Source organism: Bacillus sp. Root131 (assembly GCF_001429475.1).
GTDB classification, from domain to species: domain Bacteria; phylum Bacillota; class Bacilli; order Bacillales; family Bacillaceae_G; genus Bacillus_A; species Bacillus_A thuringiensis_S.
This window is the reverse complement of the sequence record NZ_LMJQ01000023.1, coordinates 201,900-223,535: the sequence shown is the minus strand read 5'-3', so window position 1 is coordinate 223,535 and position 21,636 is coordinate 201,900. Positions and strand designations below refer to the sequence as shown.

The following is a 21,636-nucleotide window of genomic DNA, read 5'->3' as shown; positions in this document are numbered from 1 at the left end:
CCCTGTATTTTATACAATTACTGGTTTCTTATCCATTAATCGTTTATTCTTACTTCTTACTACCGTCTTACCCCTTACATAAAGATTGATATTCTTGTTTCGGTCTTTAATACAGTAGTGTAAATGCTTTCTTACCTCTTCCGATAATGAAAACTTATTGTATCTATCCAACGTCTCATATAAGAAATAAGGGTCATTATATACTTGTTTATACAGACTTGACCATATCTTGTCTGCTAACTCTACATCTATTTTTGGTTTTGGTATTTTCAGTTTTGCCTTATCACACTCTACAATACCAAAATTACGACAAATACCTGTCACTGTAATTCCATAACTTAGAAGCGGTTTTACAACTTCCCTTACCTCGTCTAAACTCTTAATTACTGTATTCGGTCTTCTTGTTCTTACATTCGAATCAAAATGAAGCGGTATTTCATTGGATTTCAATGTCCGACTTCTTCCAACCTTTTTGCTTAACTCTTCTAGTTCTTTCTTTTCTACTCTCTGTTTATGTGCTTGTAGAACAGAATCACTGAACTTCTCTTTACAATACTTCTCCAATAGTTTACTTTGTAACCCTAGTTTTGCTCCCATATCTTTGAAAGATAAACTCTTCTCTAAATGTAATCTTACAAGACTTAACCCATAGTCTCCTGAAATATAAAGAAGTCTTTCTATTGGAATATAATCTGATTTTTCATATTCTGATATTTGTAACTCTAACCTTACTCGTCTGAAATCGTTATTAAAGTTTGATAGGTATGTACCCATTACCTCTTCCGTTATCACTTTCATTCTCTAACGTTTCCTTTCTAGTTATAAAAACATAATCTAATTAACCCAAATACTAATGCATAAAAATGAATAGAGATAATTGAAGCATAATATACCCCTTTAAAGAAGTCTCCATCCTCTGCATAGTGTAGTTCTACTTTTTCTTGGTTTACCCCGTCTACTACTTCCATTCTATTGTGTACCCCTTTCTCGACTTTCTATATTTCTTAACTATACCTATATTATACCATAAGTTTCCGCATTTGTCAATTAGTTAAGAAATATTGTTCCATAAATTAAAGCATGTTTCTTTATATTTGTCTGATTATAGGATACAAGTTACTTTCTCTATTTACGCATAGAAAAAGACGGTCTACGTATTGTAAACCGTCTCGTTATCCTACCCCTGTATTAGAGATTTGAAATATAATTTGTCATGGCTCTAAAGAAGTCTATAATTACTTCAATGACGTAGAAGATACTTCCGCTTAACAGTAACATAGACAGTCCAATTAATAAAAACTCAACGATAAGGAAATCTCGTAAGTTTACTAACTTCGGTCCGTACTGCTGTTCTTTGTTTCTAAGGAAAGTACTATCTCCTGTAGCTGATGGTGTAAGTTTACCTAATGTTAACCATTCAAATAACTTGAATTCAAACATGGAAACTCTATCAAACATATAAGCTACTAAATAAATTAAACTAAAGACTAACAGTAAGATACCAATTAACATTAACCCAGTTCTAGCATATTTAACCATGTCTATCTTTTCTTCTTGTTTAACTTCTTTCTTCCACTTTTCTAAAGATTGATGTTGGATTGTATCTAACTCACTTAAATGCGCGATTTGTACAGGGTCTTCTTCCCAGTTACGAGGTTTTGGAAGACCTTTAATTTTACCTTCATCCCATTCCATTCTTGCAATATTAATCTTTTCTTGCTGTTCTTTTGTAGGTTGTTGTGGTTGTGCGCCACCTTCTCCAGTTGGTTGTTGTGCTCCACCACCTGTACCATTACCGTTTGCATTTGTTGACGGTGTGTCTGATTCAAAGAAACGAACCTGATTGACTGTAGAACCATATTTTGCAAATAAGTCGTCTTTAGATGAACCTGGGTCCATAAGAACAACTTTGTCTCCCTCGATTCTATCTACTGCTACGAAGTGAGTACCACCGTTTAGCCCTACACGAACGATTGGATAACCACCTGCGTCTAATACTGCTTTAATGGCTGCAATTTTCTGCTCCTTAGACTTACCGCCTACATCTTGTCTGAATGGCTCGTGCGCTCGAAACTTACCACCTGTATACGTGTTTACTCCATCTTTCTCGTTTTGTACTAAAGAATCGTTCCCTGCTAACATATAACCGCCTTTATGCATATGTTCAGCAAACTTCCAAGGGTCGTTATCGGCAGGTCCGGTTCCAGACTTACCAATTTGAATTGCCATTGCGGTTAAGTAACAACCCCAGTCTGCCATTGTTCCCATACCTTTACTCTTGTTTGCCATACCTACATGGTCTCCGAACTTGTATTGACCATATTTAGATACATAAAGCCTATCAGCCCAGTCTCCTTCGTATTGTTTCCAAGTCTTATAATCACCATTATTTGCTGATACAATTGTTTCGTTCGTCATATTGCTGAAAAAGAATAGAAACGCAATTGGAACAACTAACAGTACCTTTACTAGTAAGTTCATTTGATTTTTCATCCGTTTCAAGCTTTACACCTCGTATTTCTTGGAGTTTATCTACCCCTTAGTGAATTTATTACAAAAGAAACTGGCAGACCTTATTGGTTTACCAGTTATTTTCTTACTTATTTCTTTTAAACATAGTCTGACTTCTCTCATACTCTTCTGCTATTTCTACTTCTAGTTTTACTTCACCTCTGTACTCAATAGCTTGAATCTTATTACCTTCTTGTATCTTCTTAAATGTTTGTCTATCTCGTATTTCAGATTGAACTTTCTTTCCGTTTGCATCTACATATACATAGTATCTAATAGAAGCATCACGCTGTCTCTCCATCTTGTCTACTACCGTTACCTCAATGGGTGTTCCTCGTTTTACAAAGTTTATTTCTTTTTGTTGATGGATGTTTATTGTTAATATCAAGGATACTGCAACCATAACGATAACTAATAAAGCAAATGCAGGACTTAGTTTCTTACGTCTGATTAGGATAGGTAGAATCATAATACCTAGTATAGCTATACTCATGATAACATTACCAGTCTGATTATCTTGTAAACTAAGATACAGGTTAAAAGACATATAAAGAAAAGCTATAGAAACCATACTTAAAGCTACAACCTTATCAGTTCTAGTCATTTCTTTATCCATACTATCTATACTCAGGGTCTATACGGTAAGAATCACCATATTTTACTGCTTCTACCCTGTCTCCTACTTTTATTGACTTAATCTTTTCCTTGTTCATTTTTACTTCAATCTGTTCTCCACCAACTTCTAATTGTACCTTTTGGTCTTCTTTTTCAGAGACATATGTTACTTCTGCTAGAATCTTATTACCTTCTGCAAATGCTGTCTTATCTAATGTTTTGTACTTATAACCGCCAAATCCAACTACCCCTATAAGTACAATGAATGCGATTAGTAATCCTTTTCTCATGTTTGATACCTCCACTTAACTTCTTATGTTTCACTAGGTTTGTTTATTAACATACCCCTTATGATTCTTACTTTAAATCATAACTGTCATATAACTTTACTCTGTCTTTATACTGTAACACTTCTAGCCGTGTACCATTATCGACTTTAGAATACAACTCTTCTTTAATAAGTGTATTGTAAGTCTTCTCTCCTACCTTTAAAGTTACTTCATGAACCTTACCTACTTTTGTGTCTACTCTGTATTTCTTATCTATTACTTCTGCTGTTACAGGCTTACCTTCTTGTTTAGGTACAATTTCATTGAAGTTCTTTAAATTTAGGTTTACAAGAAAAACTATTGCTACAATAACTACCACTAGAGGTAATAATGTTTTTATCTTCACTGTCTCACCTCTTTAAAACAAACCACTTAGGTATTGTTGGGCGTTTGCAAAACCTCTTATAATCACGTCTACAAATGTGTAAATCCAACCGTTTAAGAGACACATTGCCAACCCTATAATAAAGAACTGTACCTTACATAAGTCTGCTATCGTTATACCTTTTGAGCCTTCTTGTGGTGCGTTTATGCGATAAGTGGAGTCTTCCTTGTCTTTTACTGCAAACAATCGGTTCTTTGTAATGACAGGTAACGCTTTCCACTCCGTTATCGTGACTCTATCAAAGATATAGGCGATAATAATCAGTAGTCCATAGAAGAATAAAATGATACCTGATAATGAAACTGCGGTTCTAAACCCTTTTGTTACCTTATCAGCAATTGGTGTATCAGATTCTTGTTTCCATTTCTCTAAACTTCTATGTTCTTCTAAAGCTAAGTCTGATTTCTTAGACTCAGGTAGCTTCTCTTCTTCCCAGTCTCTCTTCTTCGGCATACCTTTAATTGCATCCTCAGAGAAAGTAAATTTCGGTTGTATTACTACGTTTTCAGTAGGTTGACCACCGTTAGGGTTTGGTTGTTCTACCTTTTGCTCAGTAGTACCGTCTGCTTTTACATCTTTATCTGTTACAACAACTTCTTTACCACTGTAATCAATTTTACCCGCTTCTTCGTAAGTGAAGTTGTCTCTCTTCCCTGCTCGTACTTCTGATATCTTAGGGTGACGTTTCACACCGTCAGGAAATGCAATTTTATCATATTGAACAACATCGTAATTTGCAACAATAGATTCATAGGAAGTTAGATACTCAGCATTTGTACCATCACCAGGTGGTGCATAGTCTATGTACAATAACTTACCTATTCCATAGGGTGAAGTTGCTTTAATGATGTCTTCATAAGACTTTAATTTCGTTACATAGAAGTTTGTAACGAAGTCTTCCATACATTCAGCGGGACTTGCATACTTTCTATATGCCCCACTACCTTTAATACCATAGAAGTTATTGTTATTCTTTGCAACTGAACTTCTACCCCAGTTTGACTCGAAACCACCTTGTGCTAAAATCTGTGATGGGAAGATACCGTATTTTCTACCTACGTCTATAGCGGCTTGTTTGTTCTTGTTAATGTATTCCTCAACATGTGGTGCTCGTTTCGCTTCTGCTTTATGTGGTACGATAAAGAATAAACCGACTAGTAGAAAAGGAAGTAAGTACCTTATATGTTTAGATAGTTTACTTGAACTCAAAGCCACCCTCAAGACCATCTACCCCTTTATTTAGTTTATATACGACATACTTATCTGCATTGTACTGTTTGATATCCCATTTATCGGTGTTTTCAAGTTTTACCCCTAAATTACTACCTGCCGTATCTAGGTTTATTGTGAAATTCTCACCTGTTACAACTGGAATATACTTGTTGTTTAATTCTCCGTCTTTTACATCTAAGAAGAATGCTAGTATCTCACCATTTGAACCTAGTGAAACGCTAATACCAGTTTCTTTTACATAATACTGTTTTAGACTAATCTTACCTTGGAATAAGTAAGAATCTCCTTCACCTATTACTGGTTTCCTATTCAAAAATGCTTGAAAACGGTCAGATAATTGAGTTAAGGAGTCTCCTTGCTTACCCTCTTGCTCTTTCATAATGTTTGTTCCTTCATCAATCTTCTTCTGTACGTCTGCTTCATACCCAGTTGAGTTATCAATCTCAATGTCTTTACCTACATCTTTCTGTAAGATGACATCTGATTTGGTGTTTACCTTACTTTTCTCTGACTTCTCAACTGATTTTACTTCTACTTTTGTAGGTTTTGTAAAGTAAGAATAAACACCATATCCTACGCCACCTAACAATAAGACAGAAGCGACTGATACCCCTATTAATAAGTTCTTACTTTTCTGTTCAGGCTCATTTTGACCTTGCCACACTTCTCTATCACCTGTCTTTCTCTTATTTTTCCTAGTTTCATAGAAATACTATCATAATTTTATACTCCTACTTGCTCTTGTTCGATAAAATGGAAACCGTCTTTTACTCTCATTTTCATATTTCTTCCAAAGTTTGACTAGACTAATAGATACATAGTGTGGTAGATACTGTTCTTCACCTTACTTGTACATTGGGAATCCGAAAAATGTTCCTTCTTCCTTCTCTAGACTCTCTTTAATTCTATTAAATCGACTTCCGTTTAAAAGGTAGTACCATTCTGACTTACAATTCTCTTGACCAATATTCTCTTCTACCTCTACGTCTAGATGATAATTCATACTATATAGCTGATTTTGTACATGTTTTGGAAACATGTCTAAGAACAGTTTAATACATTCATTTGCTCGTTCATTTGGTACAAGTAAGTTCAATAGACCGAAATGCTTTGAATAAGACAGGTTTACTACTTCTACCCCTTGCGACTCTGCTTTCATGATTGCTTTTTGCAAGAATCTTCTTGTATATTCACGCTTTTCTTGACTTGTATAATCTAGTCTGAAACTAACTAAACTCAACCCTTTATCAAATTTAATGAATTTCTTTGTTTCAAATGTAATTGGTAACTTCTTCTTACCAGTTAGGTTCTGATTATCTACACCTACCATGTTTAGTACGTTATCTAATGACTCAATTTCCTTTAAATAGCTTTTAGCTTCTATCCACTCTAGGAAATCTTTTTGAGTTAGTGTAATTTTTAAACTAGACTTACCTGATAATTCTACGTCTACTTTACCTTTATGCTGTTCAAAGATACAGTCTATAATCTGACGGAAGTTCATACCCCTAACTTGATTTTCATCTACACCGAAGTTCTGTCTCAGTGTACCATCTTTAATAGACTGTCTTACCATGTTTCGGAAATCCTTACAGATAGACACGATGTTAAAACCTCTACCTTTATATACCTTGTCTATTTTAGCTAACATACTGTTATACGTATTTTCATTGATGTTTACATTCTTTTTATATGGATACGTATTATCATTATATGGTTGTACAATTTTTCTACCTTTTAAACTCATACATGTTGTTGAAATCATATGACGTTTCTCTATTTCTAATTCTTCACTTCCATTTTTAGGTCGCATGTTTACAATAAATACCTTCTGTTCTGCGTTTACTAGTTCGTCTATTCTCATTGCCATTGTTACTTCCTCCTGTCTATCTGTAAAACTACTTTCTTACTATTACTCTTTATATAACTATTATACCATAAGTTTCCTAAAATGTCAACATAGTTACATAAGAAAAGGACGCTAGTTTATAACTAACATCCTGATACCTTACTTTATTGCTGAAAATCTGTGGAATAGTTCTTCTTGTTTCTCAAACAATGAACTCTCTTTTATACAATTAAATGGTGTACCTGTAAATACTTGATACCATTTATTTTCTCTGTTCTCAGTCCCTATATCCTTTGTTACTGATACATAAGTATAATAAGGTTCATCGTATTTTTCGATAAATTCTTCTTGTAACTTATATATTCTGAAGAAACTAGCTAACATTCCTTCTATCTTATCAGTTTTACATAGTATAGTGAAATAAGTAAATGTTATTGTATGACTATAATCAACAACTTCTACATCTTCCCTTTCATACTTGTTTGCTTCCGTAATCATTAATTTGATGATATCATTTGATAAATTCTTTCTTACCATATTATGTTTAGGGAGTTCAAAATGAATCTTAGAATAACCCTCTTTTATTTTTATATACCTTGATGTTTCTAAACAAAATGGTATAAAGTCTCTAGAACCTATCTTCTCTACAAAAGTATCAAATCGTTTTACATGTATATGTGCTTGTTTTACAGATTGAAATCTTTCAAAATCTCCTTTTGTTACTGTTACTTCCCGTCTTCTATGGTCTGTATAAGTAACCGAACCTTTACCTTCTTCAAACAACCTGTCTATTACTTCTTGTTTAGATAAGCCTTCGTAATCAGTTAGTGTTTTATTATTAAAAAACAGTCTATGTTTATTCTTTAAAGGGTTAAATAACGAATGTAAAAGTACAGAAAACCTAGAACAATTTCTATTTTGTTCAAAATCATATTCACTTGCTAGTTTCTTATCTGCATTATACTTGTCTTCATCTATTTCAAATTGCTTTCTAAAAGGATAGGTATTAAAATCAACTTTCAGTTTTTCTTTATTTACTTCCCTTAACGTTTCCATAATCAGTTGAGACCTATTCATAGCATCTACTAAATTTTTAATCCCTTCTTGCGGAAGAATAACAAAGCTACTTATCTTTGTCTCTTTTTGATTTGTATTCATTTCTATTCAGACCCTTCTGTCTTTAGTTTGCCTACCCTCTGTAGGACTTTATCTATGATAAACGTATTTTACAAGTATACGTTATATCCGAATAATGTTTCATCTGTAGGTTCTAACATATCATATACAGGTTTGAAGTATTCACCTTCTAACACTTTGTAGAACTCTACTGTTTCCTTATCTTCATTACCAATATCAACAGTTGCATCAATCTCGACTGCATAAGTTTTTGCTTTTAAGTAACTACTACGTTTATAACTTCTAGCAAAAGAGTCTAATACCTCCGTTAGCTGTTCGTTATCACACAATACCCCGAATTTTGCATAAGATTTCATGTAATATAAGTTAACAACTTCGATACCTTCTGTTTTCTCTAATTCAGTTATAAGTTGATTGATAATTATATTCGTCTTTGTTTCCATATCTGAAAATAATGTACTAAAACTGAACTCTACAAACGTTTTATTATCTTCAAACTGGATATAAGGTATTGTCTTCCACATTACAGGAATTCTTTCTTCCTCCCTCATGTCTTCTATCCAATAACCTAATTCGTTTAATACTCTAAATAGATGTTTACCTTTTGAACTTAACTTCATATGGTGAGAATGTAATTCATATTCTTCTTCTGTTATTGTTAACTCTTCACCTGACAAAGAAGTAAACGTAATTGTTTTGTACTCTTCTATTACTTTATTACGTAAAAATTTGATGTCTTTAAATTTATACTTGTCTAAATCTTCTATCTCACTAAAAGGATAATACTGTCCTAAAGTCCCTCTTTTCAGACGGTTCATAACAAATGTATTGAACTGACTAACCCTACGTTTTATATCTTTATCTAATTCTTCCATAGAATTAGAATCTTTATCTGCTTGTTCTAAATCTAATTTTACTGACTTTCTGTAATAATATGTTTTTGACTTTGGTTCTGGTTTTAAACTATTTCTAAGAGAAGTTATCAACTCAAATACTTTAGTTCTCTTTTCAGTTAAAAGGTTTTTATCCTTATGTAGCTTACCTGTTGAATTAAATACAATTACATCTTCCTCTACTGGTCTTACTTCATCTACTTTGTTCATTTAACAGTCTCTCCTGTTCCTTACCTACTCTCTTGTAGGATTTATTTTGCTTACTCTTATATTATACCATATGTTTCTTTATTTGTCAAGTTCAACCAAAAATAAAAGGATAAGTCTAAATGACTTATCCCGTTATGGTTAACAGTTTATTGACTTGTTCCTACAATATAACGACCAAGATATATTGTAACTATTTAAAACCTACGTGCCAATAGGATATTAGGAGTCAATAAACTGGAATACCTAGTTTAATCTAACCTATAATTAGCTTAACCATATCTGTTTCGTATCTTGACTCGTCTTCTGCTCTTAACTCTTCTAAGAAACTTATAACGGGTTCAAATTCATACCCCTGAACAATACAATAGATATCACGTTCATAACCCTCATGAGATAGACTTTTCTCAATTTCAATATTACAATAAAAGTCTTCTCTTATACCTAGGCTTGTTTCTCCATATAAGTTAGTATATAAAAGAGCAATTAAGTCTAACATATCTTGTGCGTCTTTATTGTCACATAAAATGTTAAAATGAATTCTACCTCGTTCTTTTGCAAAGTTAACAAAATCTACTACACCTTCATGTAGTTTATTCAACTCTGTAATGAATTTATTGATTAACTCACTTGAATCGTAATCATCGTTTACTGTAACGCTTACCAAAGTTTTTCCTTTCTTGACCTTAATAAAATCTTTTGTAGCATAGTTAATTGGTAGGTTATTGTTTGTATTTAATCTTGAACGTATTAATTTGAATAAACTAAGTTTATTATCTTCTGATAAATATTTTAAATATCTTTCAACGTCTCCTACTTCAAAAGTATGCTTCGTATTTAAACCTGCTACGTTTAATGCATAATCTGAACCATTATATTTTAAAAACAGTTTTAAGGCTTCTTTTAAATGAACTTCTATATCAGTTCCTTCTTCGATACCCCACTGCTCTAGATACTCACTCTCTTCTGTATCTAATCTTCTACTGGAAATGGACTCTCTTAGTGATAAGTCTAATACATCTAATACCTTTGTATTATAATCTGTTCTAAAGAACTTACAGTATTCCTCAGAACTCTTAATACTTACATTGTCTATAGATACATCTTTTCTGTACATAATAACATTTGATGTGTCTACATTATCAAGAATATCAAATCCTAATGCAATATTCAGTTTTGTTACTAGAGTATTACGAAAACATGTAGAATCGTTTGGTGTTATACGAACTAAAAGACTATTGCCTGTTAATTCAGTATAAGCTACATCATCATGGTTTGTTACGTTTAAGTTTGACACTTAAAACACCTCTTCAGTTTTATTTGTAAAGGTATGGTTTAGAAAGATAACTACCTCTATAAATCTCATAACTTTACTATTATAGTATACCATAAGTTACCTAAAATGTCAAATGTAGGTATAAAGAAAGAGGTAAGTCTAATGACCTACCCCTTATATTATACCAACTAAAGACTTTCTTTCAGCTAGTTTGTCTGCTAATAATTGAGTTAACTTAGGTGTTTTTAAATAAAATCCACCTAACATACTGTTTCCTACTTGTGTAACGTAACCTAGTTTAAGCATAGCCTTCATAATGTCTTCATCGGTTATACTTCTTTTTCTACCATCATATGTGACAGTTAATAATAGAAATGATAGTTCATACCCCTTCAAAGACTCATACCTGTTACCAATACTCTTACATATTTCTACGTAGTGTTCATACTTAGATTCTAGGTCTTTCATGTGAAACATATTGGAAACTGAAATATATCCAGTTGTTGGTGATTCTCTTAGTTCTACATAAACGGTTTTGTCCATTTTAACCACCTTACCTGTTTACTTTCTCTAGTTTTAAACTACCAACAAGTAAGTCTGCTAGAAATTGATTATCTAACACACCGAAACTATTCATTAAACCCTCGTCAGTAAAGTAGTAAGGGTTTCTGATATTCTTTTGGAATATGTTAGGACGCTCTTTTATGATATTAAACTTTTCAAATAAGTCTACCCCAAGTATGATACAAACTTTATCCATGTGATTCATTGTTTACCCTCCTACTTTTATTTATATAATGGATGTGCTAAGAAGTTTGATTCCTGTTTCTTAAACATATCTTTTAATTCTTCGTACTTATTTCCAGTAAAGAAGTAATACCAATCTTTACTATAGTTTTCTTGATGTAAATTTCGTTCTATTTCTACTTCTAAGTTGTAATTGAAACTTTCTTCTGTTCTATATAACTCACATTGACTAATTACTTCTCTTAAACCGTTTAACATGAAATTCTCTTTCTCACTTAAAAGGTTTACATAAGTAGCATTTTCCGTTTGGTCAATGTTCACAATTTCAATACCCGTATCTTTTATAAAGTTTTGGAGACAAGAAATGAATTTACTTGTAATTCTACCTGTTCTATAATTAGATGACTCAAGTCTAAGTGAAACCAATACTTGTTCTTTATTAAATTTAATATAATGCTTTGTGGCTCTGTTAATTGGTAAGTAATCTTCGGAGTTTACATGTTCTCTAACATTGTAAAATTCCATCGCTTGATTATATGCTTTTCGTCTCTTAAAGAATAAATCATATTCTTCTTTTGTAACTGTATGTTTCTTGTAATTTTTATCTGTATAGACTACTTCATTGTTTCCTTGCTTGAAGAACAACTCTTCCTTCTCCTTAAACGTTAAGGAATCGAAAACTTCCTCGTTAAAGGCTTTCTTTATCAGTTTACGTAAAGAAGTATATTTGTTTATATCTTCTTCTAAATAACTATAGGTATAAGACATCACGTCTAAATCTAAAATATCTTGTTTTAACTCTACTTTCTTACGATAAGGAAAGATATGTAGATTCGATACCCCGTTCGAGTGAGTTTCTAATACTTTTTCTGAAAGGTTTTTGCGTTTTTCTAATTCACCTTCCAATACTTGAATGAAAAACCCAGTTTGTTCTCTTTCTTTGCTTACTTTCTCCATTATCAGTACCTCCTGATTGCTTACTACCTTGTAAGCTGAATTTTATTACTCTTCTATTATACCAAAAGTTACCTGTTTTGTCAAGTTAGTTCTACTAAAAGTTAGTAAATAAAAAGACTACATGCTTTTAAACATATAGTCCTTGTATGAAAAGATAAGTTACCTTTAAAATTATATCGTTTAACAGTAAGATTCACCGTTACTTAACCAATACATCGGAAATTCCATGAAATTATCAGATAGAATTTCAAGTTCCCCTATTTGAAACTTACAGTCTCCTTCTAGAATAAAGTAAGAATGCTCATTTTCTAGTGACAGGTTCATATTGTGTACTTGTACCATAACATAATAGTCTTTTAATTTGTTATCACCTGTTTCATCAAATACATGCTTGAAGATTGCAATTACCTCTTTCTGACGAATCGCAGAACAAACAATATCTAAGTAAACATAGTTTTTATTAAATGATAAATCTGTAATTTCAATACTGTCTGATGATTCAAATTCAGTTAAGAAACGTTGAATTAATCGGTCTGTACGTAAATTCTTTTTGAATGTATAACTGTATAAGTATTTAGCTGTTAAACCATTCTTGTTCTTATCTAAAAATGGTAGTGTATTACGGTTAATTGGAATCTTTACATAATAAGGGTCTTCTTTACCTTGTAAATCATTAATAATTCGATATCCCTCTTGTACTCTTTCATACATACGTTTATACTGGTTGAATTTGTACACTTTACTACCTTCTAATTTAATATAGAACTTATCTAAGTTAACTTCTAGTTTACTTGCGTCTCCATCTTTTTCCATAATTAATTCAATCACATAGTCAAGATATGCGTCTGAAAGATTCTTTTTACCTTCTAGTTTAATTCCTAAATTTAAAGTTACATTACCATATGTTAAAACATTTTTCAGTTTCTCACGAAATTCTAAGTAGTTATTATATTCTTTTAGTTCCTCAGGGCTAAAGAATACTTCGGGTTTATATTTTCTATAGTTATCAAATTGTACTTCTACGTCTTTACGAATTGGAAAGAAACCTCTTCTTTCTACTACTCTATATGGAGATAAATGGTCTGCTACATTTGTAAGTCTTGCCATTAATTCTTTATTATCTTGTACATCTATTAAAATAGCATTTGACATATCGTTTCTTCCTCCTTACATGAATGTTGCATATCCAAATAGATTTGCATTTGTTTGTGTTAAATGTTCTTTATATTGGTCTACCATGTTATGGTATTCTCCTTTTGTAACATGCGTATATCCTTTACCAGTTACAAAGTAATAACTACTTTCTGACGTAATTTCTTTGTCTACCCCTCTTTGAACTAAGACAGACATAATTGTAGTTTCTTGTAGAGGGCTTACATTAATTGTTTCTCGAATCAAACTTAGTACCAAACGTATTACGTCTGACTCTGCTTTTTCATTGCAAAGTAAGTTAAAGTAAACAAAATCATTCTCATGTACTTTTTCAAATGCTTTTTGTAAGTCTACAATTTCTAGTTCGTAGTCTGTATTTGTAAATGTTAAAAGTCTATTTAAGAATAACTCTACCCCACCGTTTGTAACTAACTTAAAACTAATTAACGTTTTATCTCCTTCAAATGTAACGTAATTCTTTGTTACATGATTGATTGGTAAAGCTAATCGTTTCGGTGCATTTGAGAAATCTAATTCTTTACTACCTTCTTTATATTCTGGTTTATACCCACTTAACTCAGTAATAAGATTTATACTTGTACTTCCTTTTCGGTATGTTTCTGTATACATTAAATACTTCTGTAACTGTTCAGAAGTAACAATTACTTGCTCTGTTGTTTCTCCACCTTCTAATGGAATTTGTGTGCTTAATGTTATGTTTTCCAGTAAAATGAAGTTTAATATCTCTTCAAAATCTGTAGTACAACCTTCGTAACCAAGTCTTCTTAAATCTAAATCAAATGTGATATGTAATATTCTACTAATCGTAGAATGATATAGTTTCGTATAAACTCTTGCTATTGATTTATATTCTTCTGTTTCTTGATAATTATTAACTGTTTCTAGTATTTGATTGTAGTACTCCCAATTTACTACTACATCTTTTCTTTGTAAATGAACTGTATCTTCTAACAAATCAGCGTTTTGTTTAATATCAGGAAAGTTTTTCTCTAATTCCTTCACGTCTGTATCTTTCGTAACTAAAATTACATAACTCTGTTCTCTACTTGCCATTTTCAACACTCCTTATGTATTTTCTCTCATTTACCATACTACTATTATAACATAAGTTTCTTGATTTGTCAAGTACAGGATAAAGAAAAGAGGTAAGTCTAACGACCTACCCCTGTGACCTACTTGCGTATTTAAAATATAGTTTCTGCATGTCATTATAGAAGTCTTCTCTTGATACGTTTGGATTGTGAATTACTCCATATAATATACTTAATAGTTTCTCATTACTTTGTAACTCTTCTACTACCGATAATGGAATCTTTCCGAAACCCACGTATAACTCTTTCTCATTTAAGTTTAATATAGTTATTAACCGTTGAAGGACATTATCAGAAGGTACTTTCCCTTTATCACCCTTCTCTAACTCAGAAAGGTAGTTTATACTGATACCTACCTGTTTTGATACGGAGTCTAATGATAGACCTTGTTGCTTTCTCTGTACTCTTAATGTTCTTCCTACTTCTTTATATAGTCTTGCTGTCATAAAATCCTCTTTTCTTTCTCTTCCTCATCTTCCCCATCTTCCCTTTTCTTACCTTTTGGTTTGATACTCGGTATAAACGCTAAACCTACTGCCATACCCCACGTAGCACCAATCAGTTCAGACTCGAATAACATATCTCCTACAAACACACCCATAACGCCACCTGCTAGGACTGGATACCAATAGTCTATGCTTTTCTTCCACATAAACTTCCCTCCTTACCCTGTTACACAAGCTACCCGTCTTGTGTAGTTACTTCTTTGTTCTTCATATCAAAACCGTAGTATACTAAGATACCTAACGCTACACTGATTACAATAGATAACTCTAAGTTATCGAATAAGGCTTCTAATAGTAAGTTTGATACAACTACAACCAAAAAGAAACAAACTGCTGAAACTACTTCTATTTTCTTCATTTATCGTTCCTCCTATTCTTTAAATTACACCTTCTAGTCTAGCTAGTACCCAAAATCCTGCTACCCCTCCTAGTAAGGACAAGATAAAAGATATAATGTTTAGGCTACCTATTAACCAATAACTGAATATATGACCTAGTGCAAATACCCCTGTAATCAAACACGCTAACTTACCTCTTTCGTTCATGTGTGACCTCTTTCTTCTGTCTTAGCTGTTTACTTTGTTTTCTTTTGCGTCTTTTCTACATATATTACAAGTAATAAACCTAGTATAGCTAGTAAACACCCATGAGTTAGGCTTCTACCTCCTACTCTACTATAGTCTATAATAGTTGCAAGACTTAACATAGAAAGAATAGAGATTATAATCATTCGTTTTGAAAACATGTAATTTTCCTCCTTTATCGTTTAAAAGAAGACCACCTTACGTTTTCATATAAGGTGGCTTTCTAACTTACTTGTTATAGTTTGAATCAATGTATTTCTTTGCTTCTTCTACTGTACCGAAGTTTAAATGTGGTTGGAATGGTGTATACTCACTTGTGAATGCGTAAAAACTACCTATCACATATCTACCAATCTGCGGGTTTAATAAAATTGTATACATTGGTACTTTCTCACCATAATGTTCTATTGTAATATGGTGACTGTGGTATTGTTCAAAGTTTGGTTGCTTAACCCATTTTGTTCTTGCCATGTTTATCTACCCCTTCTTGTGATTAAAGCCCTAGTAGTTGCTTTTTCTTTGCTTGGAATTCTTCTTCTGTAAGAATACCTTTTTCTTTTAAATCGTTTAACTTTACAATTTCGTCTGATATGCTAACGGATTCTACTGTACTTGCAACTTGTGGTTTACTTTTGTTAGCAAGGAAGTTTTCTACATACTTCTTAATTTCTTCTGCTTTAGGTTGCTCTTTCTTCGTAAACATAACTGTATTTTCATCTTGAGTTGCTGCAAATACACCCTTCTTGCTCTCTTGACTACCTACAAAGATAAACTGAATATAACCGTTTGTAAGTCCTGCTTTCTTCATTTGAACACCTGTTACGTTATTCAAATCTATTGTCTTCTCACCGCCTAGACCGTGATTCATAAGGTTCATAAACCCTTTACGAGATATACGGATGAAATTACCGTCTATTACTATTTTCGATTTCCCTGCACCTTTAAATTCAAACTCTTTATTCATTATCGTTGTTCCTCCATTGTCCCCTAATTTCAGCAAGAAAAGAGATAGTTTCCTACCCCTTTACTATGCTGTAGTTTCTTCTTTCTTTTTATCTTCTCGGTCTTGTTCATATAAAGCAAAACCTTGTTGATTTTCTTTATTTCCTTCACCTGGCATACGATGTCTTGTACCTGACTTAGCTAACTCTTTTCTTTGTTCGTCAGTTAGACCTTTATTCTTACCTGCCATGATAGCAATTCGAGCATAATGAAGGATATTTTTGATTCTCCATTGGTCTTCTGGTTCATACTCTTTAAATTCTTCTTCTGTAAGAGGAAGCCTACCGTTTCGCTCTATTACATGAAGTGTGATGTGACAAGAGTCGCAAAGTGTTAAACCGTTAGCTACAGTATCCGGTCCACCTGCATGAACAGGAACGATGTGATGGAAAATTATCGTAGATAAGAAGGCTTTCCCACCAGTTCCGCAACATCTACAACGGTAGTCATCCCTAGCTAAAGTCTGTTGTTTGATTATTGGGTCAACTGGTTTACGGTTCTTCACATCTTGATGTGTAACTTCCCCAAACATGTCTCCCATACTACCGAAGTCATCAGGGTTTATCTCTTTATCTAGTGCTTCTCCCATTTCAAGGATAGCTAATACTTCATCGTTAGACAACTGTACCTCAGGTTTTTCTTCCCCTTCTACTACATCTTTTGCCATATCACTTGTATCAGCGAAACCAGTTTGGTCTTCAATCTCTAGTGTATTTTCTTCCTTACGTAGCTTTTGTAAGTTTTTATAACATTGTTCTAGAGTCTTTTCATTAGAAAATAACTCTTCTTTGACTTCTGTATACTCACTTAGTACTACATCTTTCAATTTCATAGCGTCTCCGCCCTCTAATTGGAAGAGTGACTCAAATGTGTTTGGTTTAATTTGAGTTTGACGTTCTAAGATAGTATATAAATCCCAAATCTCAGACCATGTTCTCTTTTGTTGACGGTTTAATGTAAGACCTAAGATAAGTGCGGCTTGTCTACCTTTCTGTTTATCTTTAAAGTCCCAAACAATTGCAGGTATTGTTTCTAAGTTATTCTTAACAGAACTATAGATACGTCTTAACCCATCAATAGTTTGATAAGCTGGCATGTCCGAATCTTCATCTTCATCTGCGGTTTCTAGTTTCATTAAATGAATTGGCGTTACTACCCCTAATTCACCGATTGACTTCGTTAAACCGACAATTGTTGATGCTCTACCTTTCTTCATTGGCTCACTAATCGCTATTTTCGTAAGTTTAATATTATTTACGTAAGTTAGCGTGTAATTTTCCTTTTCTATACCCATATCAGATAACGTTTCAGAAGTACTACTTAGTAAACTCAATGTTTCACGAGACTCAGAATCTTCAATCTCGTCTGTATCCATATTCTTTTCTAATACAACTCTAGGACGGTCTTCTAGGTTTTCACCAGAGTTAGCATCTAATACAATACCACTTCCTAAATCAACAGAAGGGTTTTGTAGGAATACCTCACTCGGTTCTTCTACTGGTTGAAATATACCCTCACCAATAACAGGTTCATCCTCAATTTCTTGACCTTCCTCTTCTGATTCTTCTTCGATAGTTTCGTCTTCTGAATCATCAAGTTCGTCTTCATCTAAATCATCTTCGTCTTCTTCTAATTCCTCATCATCTTCTTCGTCAAGGTCTTTGTCCTCTTCCTCGAAATCCTCTTCATCTTCCTCTAGGTCTTCATCATCCTCTTCCTCGAACTCTTCGTCCTCGTCTTCAATAAATTCCTCTTCATCGTCATCTTCTAGTTCTTCGTCTTCTTCCTCTTCGATGAACTCTTCATCGTCTTCTTCATCAATTAATTCGTCTTCATCTTCAAAATCTTCTTCATCACCATGTACCTCTTGGTCTTTTAACTCTTCAACTGACATATACTACCCCTCCTTACTTAGTAATTATTCGTTTGTCGCTTGTGATTTACTTCGTTCTTATGCTTGTAGTAAATGATTACATCTTCTGTTTTGTATCCCATTTCTTCACCTAGTTTTAGGTAAGAAGATAACATGTTTACATACGCTTTGTGACTATGCTGATTTGGTTCTGTGTCACGGTAAACATATACCTTGTTTACTAATGTATTGAATATCATAAACTTTTGATGGAATGAACCTACTAAGGATTCTTCCCCTAAAAACTCTGTTCCATATACTACATGAATGTCTTGTTTTGTATCAAAGCCAAGTTCCAAACCAATTGATAGAATGAAATGTAATCCGTCTACATATTCTTTCAATGATTCTTCGTATTTGTTCTTCTTGTTACTCCAATACTTAAACGTCTCAGGTAACTCATTAATCCATTCATATAACTCAACACTTAACGCTAAGAACTTCTTACCTAATCGGTCTTCACCTTCTTGAATCGGATGTTCTAATACGATACGAGTGTCTAACACTTTTTGTAATGCGAATAACTCTTCTAAGTTAACTACTTGACTCATTTCTTTTACCTCTTTCCTGTCTATTAATATATTAAATATAGTTTCATAAATTCATTATAGTAGATTTTACTTTTACGCTACTTTATACCTCTTATAATTTCGTCCAGTATTTACCTGTATTTTCTTCACTCATATTGGTAAATCTATAAATGAAGAAACCGACTACCTCTAATTGATAGTCGGTTTCTTATAAACTCAGTACTTACATTTGCAATACTCGTTTAAACTAAGGGGTAAACATTCTATACACTCTAACGCTCAGTTCTATACATCAATTTTTGGTTTTAGGCATTGATGTACCTAACCCCATACCGAGTTTACCCCATTCTCGCTGAAGGATGATTCTTTACTGACATATGAAGAATTGTCCGAGTTCCTTCACATAGAGCCTATAGTCCCTTTATCTTAAAAGAAAAGATATTGGTCTATAGGCTCTTTTTCTTACCAATCTGCACTATAATATAATGTTTCTTTTTCAAAATCATGATACTCTAGTATGAAGTCTAACCATTCTATAGCTTTTTCAATGTACTCGAAATAACTTTTATCGTTTTGAGAGAATCTACCCCTCCAGACTTTATTGAATGGTAATTCCGTATAGCCCAACTCATGGTCGTTCCATACTCTTTCACATGTGTCTCGTAGTTCTTGTACCATTTCTTTGTTAATTTTAAAGTAATCATAAGAAGGTTCGCTGTTCATTACCTTACGAATAAACCATTGATATATGATTCCGTTACCGAAAAAGTCATATTTCTCTGTAGCTTTTGTTTTGTAATGTAATCTGTCTTCCTTCTCTAATTCCTTGTTGTTTAATGTATAAAAACCTGAATGTAAACCCATTTTGATAACCTCTTTCGTTTTGTAGTACCCCAGTTCCAAGACCGCCAAGTCTAATAGGTACTCAATTAAAAGCTAAAGGTGTAGCCAAGTAAGGTAACATATCTCTTAAAGTCTCAGGCATAAAATAAAGTAGACCAAAACCTATTATAATTACTAGTGTAATACCTAGTTCATTTACTTTATTTGTTTTCTTATAATATAAAAGAGTTTTAATACACATATAAAAGTAAACAAACAATCCTACCCCATACAGTATCTCATACATAAGTTTAGCCCCAAATCGTGTTTTCTAAGTTATCATCCTTCTTACTACCGCCATTACGATAAAAGTCTACAGATTTATCAATCACTTCTGTATGAACAGTAATGTACTTTTCAATGAATGACTTTGTTGAAGGGAAATGTTCAGCCACATAATTAAATGTGTTCTTAATGCGGTTAGCATCGTTTATAAATTCATTTAATTCGGGTTCTGTAACTACATGTTCGTTTTGTGCAATACCCCTAATTTCTTTAACGGCACTACGAATTGATTCTGCTTTTAGTTTCTCACCCTCTAACTTTAGCATAAGTTCTACTACTTTTGCGTAATCTTCCAAGGAAACTAATCCATCAAATACATCACGTCTTGAATTATACATTTGTATTACCTCCTATACTGTTTATATTATATTAAACTAGGTTTTATCCTAGATTTTACCTCTGTTTGGTTAAAAACTGATGAAAAATCTTACTCGTTTTCTTCTTTCCTACAGACAGTAATTCATAGGTAAAGTTACTTAAATTTTTAAAATATGTTCTCTTTTCAATTACTTCATCTAACCTATTATACTTATCTGTTCTTTACGTATAAATAGAGTTCAGAAGCTTATTTCGTTTATTAAAATTTTTCTTTGTTAAGGTATTTATACCTACCTGTTAGCAAATTTATTATTTTTCTTTCAAAATTATGAAAAGTTTTAAATTGCTATTTTTCATGGTAAAATTACACCTTAAATCAGTTCTTACATTTTATATAAACCAAAAACGAGAATATAAGTCGATAGACCTAGTATTAGTAGTTCGACAAAACTAAATCTTCTCTCCTTATATGCCCGTCTTAGAATAGATAAACAAACAAGTGTGAAAATACCTAATGTAATACATCCATATGAGTTCATGATGAAATACCCCTAATTTCTTATTCTTTCTCTACGTTATATACACTGTCTATAAGAATAAAGCTACTGTCTACGTATTGAAAGATTTCTACCTTGATTGTCTCAGCTTTCTCAGATATAAGTTTCTTTGCATAAGACTCAGCTTGTATTGTGAAGTCAAAACTCTTCACTAAACCCCTCTGCTTACTTCCTTCTAGATGTATAACAAACGTAAATAACATACCTGTTTCACTTCCTTTATGGAGTTACTATTCGCATAAAATCATGAATCACTGGTAAACTTAAAAAGTTGCTCCCGCTGTTTTGAATAATAAAATAGTTGTAAATAAAGAAACCTGCTGTTGCTAATGCAAAAGTACTAATTAAATGATTGCTGATTGTATACAGATTTCTTAGTTTCAAGTAAATGAAAAATACAGTCATTACCCCTGTTAAACTACCTAACACGTAGAATAATGTTTCGGCATGGATTGTGTTTATGTAGTTCATGTTTACCCTCCTGTTTTAATTAAAATAAAGTAAATGGAATCCAATTACTCCTATTGTCAAAAGTAAAGACTCAACAATATGACGAGTCTTTACTTTATCTTTATTGTGTCTTTTCATTACAACTAAGTTTAACGTAATAGATGTTAGTATTAAAGAAAGTAGTAAATATACATTTTGCATAGTCAT

32 protein-coding genes are annotated in these 21,636 nt (G+C 32.7%); all 32 read right to left on the bottom strand.

The window, feature by feature from the left end; translation table 11 throughout:
* Nucleotides 1-9: 9 nt before the first annotated feature.
* A complete protein-coding gene (locus ASE54_RS25790; protein ID WP_000864834.1) occupies nt 10-798 on the bottom strand; it encodes a hypothetical protein in 789 nt (262 codons plus the stop codon).
* 17 nt (nt 799-815) lie between these two features.
* On the bottom strand, nt 816-968 hold the full coding sequence (locus tag ASE54_RS36550) for a hypothetical protein (RefSeq protein ID WP_000454197.1): 153 nt from the start codon (nt 966-968) through the stop codon (nt 816-818).
* Nucleotides 969-1,188: 220 nt separating this feature from the next.
* A complete protein-coding gene (locus ASE54_RS25785) occupies nt 1,189-2,493 on the bottom strand; it encodes a hypothetical protein (protein ID WP_000795854.1) in 1,305 nt (434 codons plus the stop codon).
* A 103-nt stretch (nt 2,494-2,596) separates the two neighbouring features.
* The gene (locus ASE54_RS25780; RefSeq protein ID WP_226790172.1) at nt 2,597-3,115 is read right to left on the bottom strand and encodes a hypothetical protein; all 519 of its coding nucleotides are present in this window, start codon (nt 3,113-3,115) and stop codon (nt 2,597-2,599) included.
* Nucleotides 3,116-3,128: 13 nt separating this feature from the next.
* Nucleotides 3,129-3,416 carry a hypothetical protein gene (locus ASE54_RS25775; protein ID WP_001225404.1) on the bottom strand — a complete coding sequence of 96 codons (288 nt, stop codon included), beginning with the start codon at nt 3,414-3,416 and terminating at the stop codon, nt 3,129-3,131.
* Nucleotides 3,417-3,483: 67 nt separating this feature from the next.
* Nucleotides 3,484-3,801 (bottom strand): hypothetical protein, encoded by a 318-nt coding sequence (locus ASE54_RS25770; RefSeq protein ID WP_000695600.1) that lies wholly within the window; start codon nt 3,799-3,801, stop codon nt 3,484-3,486.
* Between the two features lie 12 nt (nt 3,802-3,813).
* A complete protein-coding gene (locus tag ASE54_RS25765; protein WP_001218587.1) occupies nt 3,814-5,055 on the bottom strand; it encodes a glucosaminidase domain-containing protein in 1,242 nt (413 codons plus the stop codon).
* Entirely contained in the window at nt 5,036-5,737 is a 702-nt protein-coding gene (locus tag ASE54_RS25760) for a hypothetical protein (protein WP_000267711.1), read from the bottom strand. Before ASE54_RS25760 ends, ASE54_RS25765 begins: the two co-directional genes overlap by 20 nt.
* A gap of 180 nt (nt 5,738-5,917) precedes the next feature.
* On the bottom strand, nt 5,918-6,943 hold the full coding sequence (locus ASE54_RS25755) for a hypothetical protein (protein WP_001251470.1): 1,026 nt from the start codon (nt 6,941-6,943) through the stop codon (nt 5,918-5,920).
* Nucleotides 6,944-7,081: 138 nt separating this feature from the next.
* Entirely contained in the window at nt 7,082-8,080 is a 999-nt protein-coding gene (locus ASE54_RS25750; RefSeq protein WP_001095669.1) for a hypothetical protein, read from the bottom strand.
* 68 nt (nt 8,081-8,148) lie between these two features.
* Complete coding sequence (locus tag ASE54_RS25745; RefSeq protein WP_001044904.1) at nt 8,149-9,162, bottom strand: hypothetical protein; 1,014 nt, start codon at nt 9,160-9,162, stop codon at nt 8,149-8,151.
* Nucleotides 9,163-9,415: 253 nt separating this feature from the next.
* A complete protein-coding gene (locus ASE54_RS25740) occupies nt 9,416-10,456 on the bottom strand; it encodes a hypothetical protein (protein ID WP_000067612.1) in 1,041 nt (346 codons plus the stop codon).
* A 153-nt stretch (nt 10,457-10,609) separates the two neighbouring features.
* Nucleotides 10,610-10,978 (bottom strand): hypothetical protein, encoded by a 369-nt coding sequence (locus ASE54_RS25735; protein ID WP_000361932.1) that lies wholly within the window; start codon nt 10,976-10,978, stop codon nt 10,610-10,612.
* 10 nt (nt 10,979-10,988) lie between these two features.
* Entirely contained in the window at nt 10,989-11,204 is a 216-nt protein-coding gene (locus ASE54_RS25730; protein WP_001016262.1) for a hypothetical protein, read from the bottom strand.
* 17 nt (nt 11,205-11,221) lie between these two features.
* Nucleotides 11,222-12,139, bottom strand: a complete 918-nt coding sequence (locus ASE54_RS25725) for a hypothetical protein (protein WP_000416968.1) — start codon at nt 12,137-12,139, stop codon at nt 11,222-11,224.
* A gap of 180 nt (nt 12,140-12,319) precedes the next feature.
* Nucleotides 12,320-13,291 carry a hypothetical protein gene (locus tag ASE54_RS25720; RefSeq protein ID WP_000063414.1) on the bottom strand — a complete coding sequence of 324 codons (972 nt, stop codon included), beginning with the start codon at nt 13,289-13,291 and terminating at the stop codon, nt 12,320-12,322.
* Nucleotides 13,292-13,306: 15 nt separating this feature from the next.
* A complete protein-coding gene (locus tag ASE54_RS25715) occupies nt 13,307-14,365 on the bottom strand; it encodes a hypothetical protein (RefSeq protein WP_000168238.1) in 1,059 nt (352 codons plus the stop codon).
* 106 nt (nt 14,366-14,471) lie between these two features.
* A complete protein-coding gene (locus ASE54_RS25710) occupies nt 14,472-14,849 on the bottom strand; it encodes a helix-turn-helix transcriptional regulator (protein ID WP_000126982.1) in 378 nt (125 codons plus the stop codon).
* Nucleotides 14,846-15,055 carry a hypothetical protein gene (locus ASE54_RS25705; RefSeq protein ID WP_000265658.1) on the bottom strand — a complete coding sequence of 70 codons (210 nt, stop codon included), beginning with the start codon at nt 15,053-15,055 and terminating at the stop codon, nt 14,846-14,848. Before ASE54_RS25705 ends, ASE54_RS25710 begins: the two co-directional genes overlap by 4 nt.
* A gap of 29 nt (nt 15,056-15,084) precedes the next feature.
* On the bottom strand, nt 15,085-15,267 hold the full coding sequence (locus ASE54_RS25700) for a hypothetical protein (protein ID WP_000717866.1): 183 nt from the start codon (nt 15,265-15,267) through the stop codon (nt 15,085-15,087).
* A gap of 19 nt (nt 15,268-15,286) precedes the next feature.
* Nucleotides 15,287-15,454 (bottom strand): hypothetical protein, encoded by a 168-nt coding sequence (locus ASE54_RS35980; RefSeq protein ID WP_001005715.1) that lies wholly within the window; start codon nt 15,452-15,454, stop codon nt 15,287-15,289.
* Nucleotides 15,455-15,483: 29 nt separating this feature from the next.
* A complete protein-coding gene (locus ASE54_RS35975) occupies nt 15,484-15,654 on the bottom strand; it encodes a hypothetical protein (RefSeq protein ID WP_003299273.1) in 171 nt (56 codons plus the stop codon).
* Between the two features lie 67 nt (nt 15,655-15,721).
* On the bottom strand, nt 15,722-15,964 hold the full coding sequence (locus tag ASE54_RS25695; protein WP_000124639.1) for a hypothetical protein: 243 nt from the start codon (nt 15,962-15,964) through the stop codon (nt 15,722-15,724).
* Nucleotides 15,965-15,986: 22 nt separating this feature from the next.
* Nucleotides 15,987-16,457 carry a DUF4429 domain-containing protein gene (locus ASE54_RS25690; RefSeq protein WP_001030971.1) on the bottom strand — a complete coding sequence of 157 codons (471 nt, stop codon included), beginning with the start codon at nt 16,455-16,457 and terminating at the stop codon, nt 15,987-15,989.
* A gap of 63 nt (nt 16,458-16,520) precedes the next feature.
* Entirely contained in the window at nt 16,521-18,389 is a 1,869-nt protein-coding gene (locus ASE54_RS25685) for an HNH endonuclease (protein WP_057187516.1), read from the bottom strand.
* A gap of 17 nt (nt 18,390-18,406) precedes the next feature.
* Complete coding sequence (locus ASE54_RS25680) at nt 18,407-18,958, bottom strand: dUTP diphosphatase (RefSeq protein ID WP_000084747.1); 552 nt, start codon at nt 18,956-18,958, stop codon at nt 18,407-18,409.
* Between the two features lie 441 nt (nt 18,959-19,399).
* Complete coding sequence (locus ASE54_RS25675) at nt 19,400-19,801, bottom strand: hypothetical protein (RefSeq protein ID WP_000522847.1); 402 nt, start codon at nt 19,799-19,801, stop codon at nt 19,400-19,402.
* 269 nt (nt 19,802-20,070) lie between these two features.
* A complete protein-coding gene (locus ASE54_RS25665) occupies nt 20,071-20,442 on the bottom strand; it encodes a hypothetical protein (RefSeq protein WP_000282839.1) in 372 nt (123 codons plus the stop codon).
* Nucleotides 20,443-20,805: 363 nt separating this feature from the next.
* Nucleotides 20,806-20,961: a hypothetical protein gene (locus tag ASE54_RS35970; protein WP_153578734.1), complete on the bottom strand. Its 156-nt coding sequence runs from the start codon at nt 20,959-20,961 to the stop codon at nt 20,806-20,808.
* A 20-nt stretch (nt 20,962-20,981) separates the two neighbouring features.
* Nucleotides 20,982-21,182 (bottom strand): hypothetical protein, encoded by a 201-nt coding sequence (locus ASE54_RS25660; RefSeq protein ID WP_000899488.1) that lies wholly within the window; start codon nt 21,180-21,182, stop codon nt 20,982-20,984.
* 16 nt (nt 21,183-21,198) lie between these two features.
* Complete coding sequence (locus tag ASE54_RS25655; protein WP_001106780.1) at nt 21,199-21,450, bottom strand: hypothetical protein; 252 nt, start codon at nt 21,448-21,450, stop codon at nt 21,199-21,201.
* A gap of 15 nt (nt 21,451-21,465) precedes the next feature.
* On the bottom strand, nt 21,466-21,636 hold the full coding sequence (locus ASE54_RS35965) for a hypothetical protein (protein WP_000178729.1): 171 nt from the start codon (nt 21,634-21,636) through the stop codon (nt 21,466-21,468).

What these genes read in the sequence shown, in the direction of transcription:
- ASE54_RS25790 (WP_000864834.1), bottom strand. Translation starts at nt 798, where the DNA reads ATGAAAGTGATAACGGAAGAGGTAATGGGTACATACCTATCAAACTTT.
- ASE54_RS36550 (WP_000454197.1), bottom strand. Translation starts at nt 968, where the DNA reads ATGGAAGTAGTAGACGGGGTAAACCAAGAAAAAGTAGAACTACACTAT.
- ASE54_RS25785 (WP_000795854.1), bottom strand. Translation starts at nt 2,493, where the DNA reads ATGAAAAATCAAATGAACTTACTAGTAAAGGTACTGTTAGTTGTTCCA.
- ASE54_RS25780 (WP_226790172.1), bottom strand. Translation starts at nt 3,115, where the DNA reads ATGACTAGAACTGATAAGGTTGTAGCTTTAAGTATGGTTTCTATAGCT.
- ASE54_RS25775 (WP_001225404.1), bottom strand. Translation starts at nt 3,416, where the DNA reads ATGAGAAAAGGATTACTAATCGCATTCATTGTACTTATAGGGGTAGTT.
- ASE54_RS25755 (WP_001251470.1), bottom strand. Translation starts at nt 6,943, where the DNA reads ATGGCAATGAGAATAGACGAACTAGTAAACGCAGAACAGAAGGTATTT.
- ASE54_RS25750 (WP_001095669.1), bottom strand. Translation starts at nt 8,080, where the DNA reads ATGAATACAAATCAAAAAGAGACAAAGATAAGTAGCTTTGTTATTCTT.
- ASE54_RS25745 (WP_001044904.1), bottom strand. Translation starts at nt 9,162, where the DNA reads ATGAACAAAGTAGATGAAGTAAGACCAGTAGAGGAAGATGTAATTGTA.
- ASE54_RS25735 (WP_000361932.1), bottom strand. Translation starts at nt 10,978, where the DNA reads ATGGACAAAACCGTTTATGTAGAACTAAGAGAATCACCAACAACTGGA.
- ASE54_RS25730 (WP_001016262.1), bottom strand. Translation starts at nt 11,204, where the DNA reads ATGAATCACATGGATAAAGTTTGTATCATACTTGGGGTAGACTTATTT.
- ASE54_RS25725 (WP_000416968.1), bottom strand. Translation starts at nt 12,139, where the DNA reads ATGGAGAAAGTAAGCAAAGAAAGAGAACAAACTGGGTTTTTCATTCAA.
- ASE54_RS25720 (WP_000063414.1), bottom strand. Translation starts at nt 13,291, where the DNA reads ATGTCAAATGCTATTTTAATAGATGTACAAGATAATAAAGAATTAATG.
- ASE54_RS25715 (WP_000168238.1), bottom strand. Translation starts at nt 14,365, where the DNA reads ATGGCAAGTAGAGAACAGAGTTATGTAATTTTAGTTACGAAAGATACA.
- ASE54_RS25710 (WP_000126982.1), bottom strand. Translation starts at nt 14,849, where the DNA reads ATGACAGCAAGACTATATAAAGAAGTAGGAAGAACATTAAGAGTACAG.
- ASE54_RS25705 (WP_000265658.1), bottom strand. Translation starts at nt 15,055, where the DNA reads ATGTGGAAGAAAAGCATAGACTATTGGTATCCAGTCCTAGCAGGTGGC.
- ASE54_RS25700 (WP_000717866.1), bottom strand. Translation starts at nt 15,267, where the DNA reads ATGAAGAAAATAGAAGTAGTTTCAGCAGTTTGTTTCTTTTTGGTTGTA.
- ASE54_RS35980 (WP_001005715.1), bottom strand. Translation starts at nt 15,454, where the DNA reads ATGAACGAAAGAGGTAAGTTAGCGTGTTTGATTACAGGGGTATTTGCA.
- ASE54_RS35975 (WP_003299273.1), bottom strand. Translation starts at nt 15,654, where the DNA reads ATGTTTTCAAAACGAATGATTATAATCTCTATTCTTTCTATGTTAAGT.
- ASE54_RS25695 (WP_000124639.1), bottom strand. Translation starts at nt 15,964, where the DNA reads ATGGCAAGAACAAAATGGGTTAAGCAACCAAACTTTGAACAATACCAC.
- ASE54_RS25690 (WP_001030971.1), bottom strand. Translation starts at nt 16,457, where the DNA reads ATGAATAAAGAGTTTGAATTTAAAGGTGCAGGGAAATCGAAAATAGTA.
- ASE54_RS25685 (WP_057187516.1), bottom strand. Translation starts at nt 18,389, where the DNA reads ATGTCAGTTGAAGAGTTAAAAGACCAAGAGGTACATGGTGATGAAGAA.
- ASE54_RS25680 (WP_000084747.1), bottom strand. Translation starts at nt 18,958, where the DNA reads ATGAGTCAAGTAGTTAACTTAGAAGAGTTATTCGCATTACAAAAAGTG.
- ASE54_RS25675 (WP_000522847.1), bottom strand. Translation starts at nt 19,801, where the DNA reads ATGGGTTTACATTCAGGTTTTTATACATTAAACAACAAGGAATTAGAG.
- ASE54_RS25665 (WP_000282839.1), bottom strand. Translation starts at nt 20,442, where the DNA reads ATGTATAATTCAAGACGTGATGTATTTGATGGATTAGTTTCCTTGGAA.
- ASE54_RS35970 (WP_153578734.1), bottom strand. Translation starts at nt 20,961, where the DNA reads ATGAACTCATATGGATGTATTACATTAGGTATTTTCACACTTGTTTGT.
- ASE54_RS25660 (WP_000899488.1), bottom strand. Translation starts at nt 21,182, where the DNA reads ATGTTATTTACGTTTGTTATACATCTAGAAGGAAGTAAGCAGAGGGGT.
- ASE54_RS25655 (WP_001106780.1), bottom strand. Translation starts at nt 21,450, where the DNA reads ATGAACTACATAAACACAATCCATGCCGAAACATTATTCTACGTGTTA.
- ASE54_RS35965 (WP_000178729.1), bottom strand. Translation starts at nt 21,636, where the DNA reads ATGACTATGCAAAATGTATATTTACTACTTTCTTTAATACTAACATCT.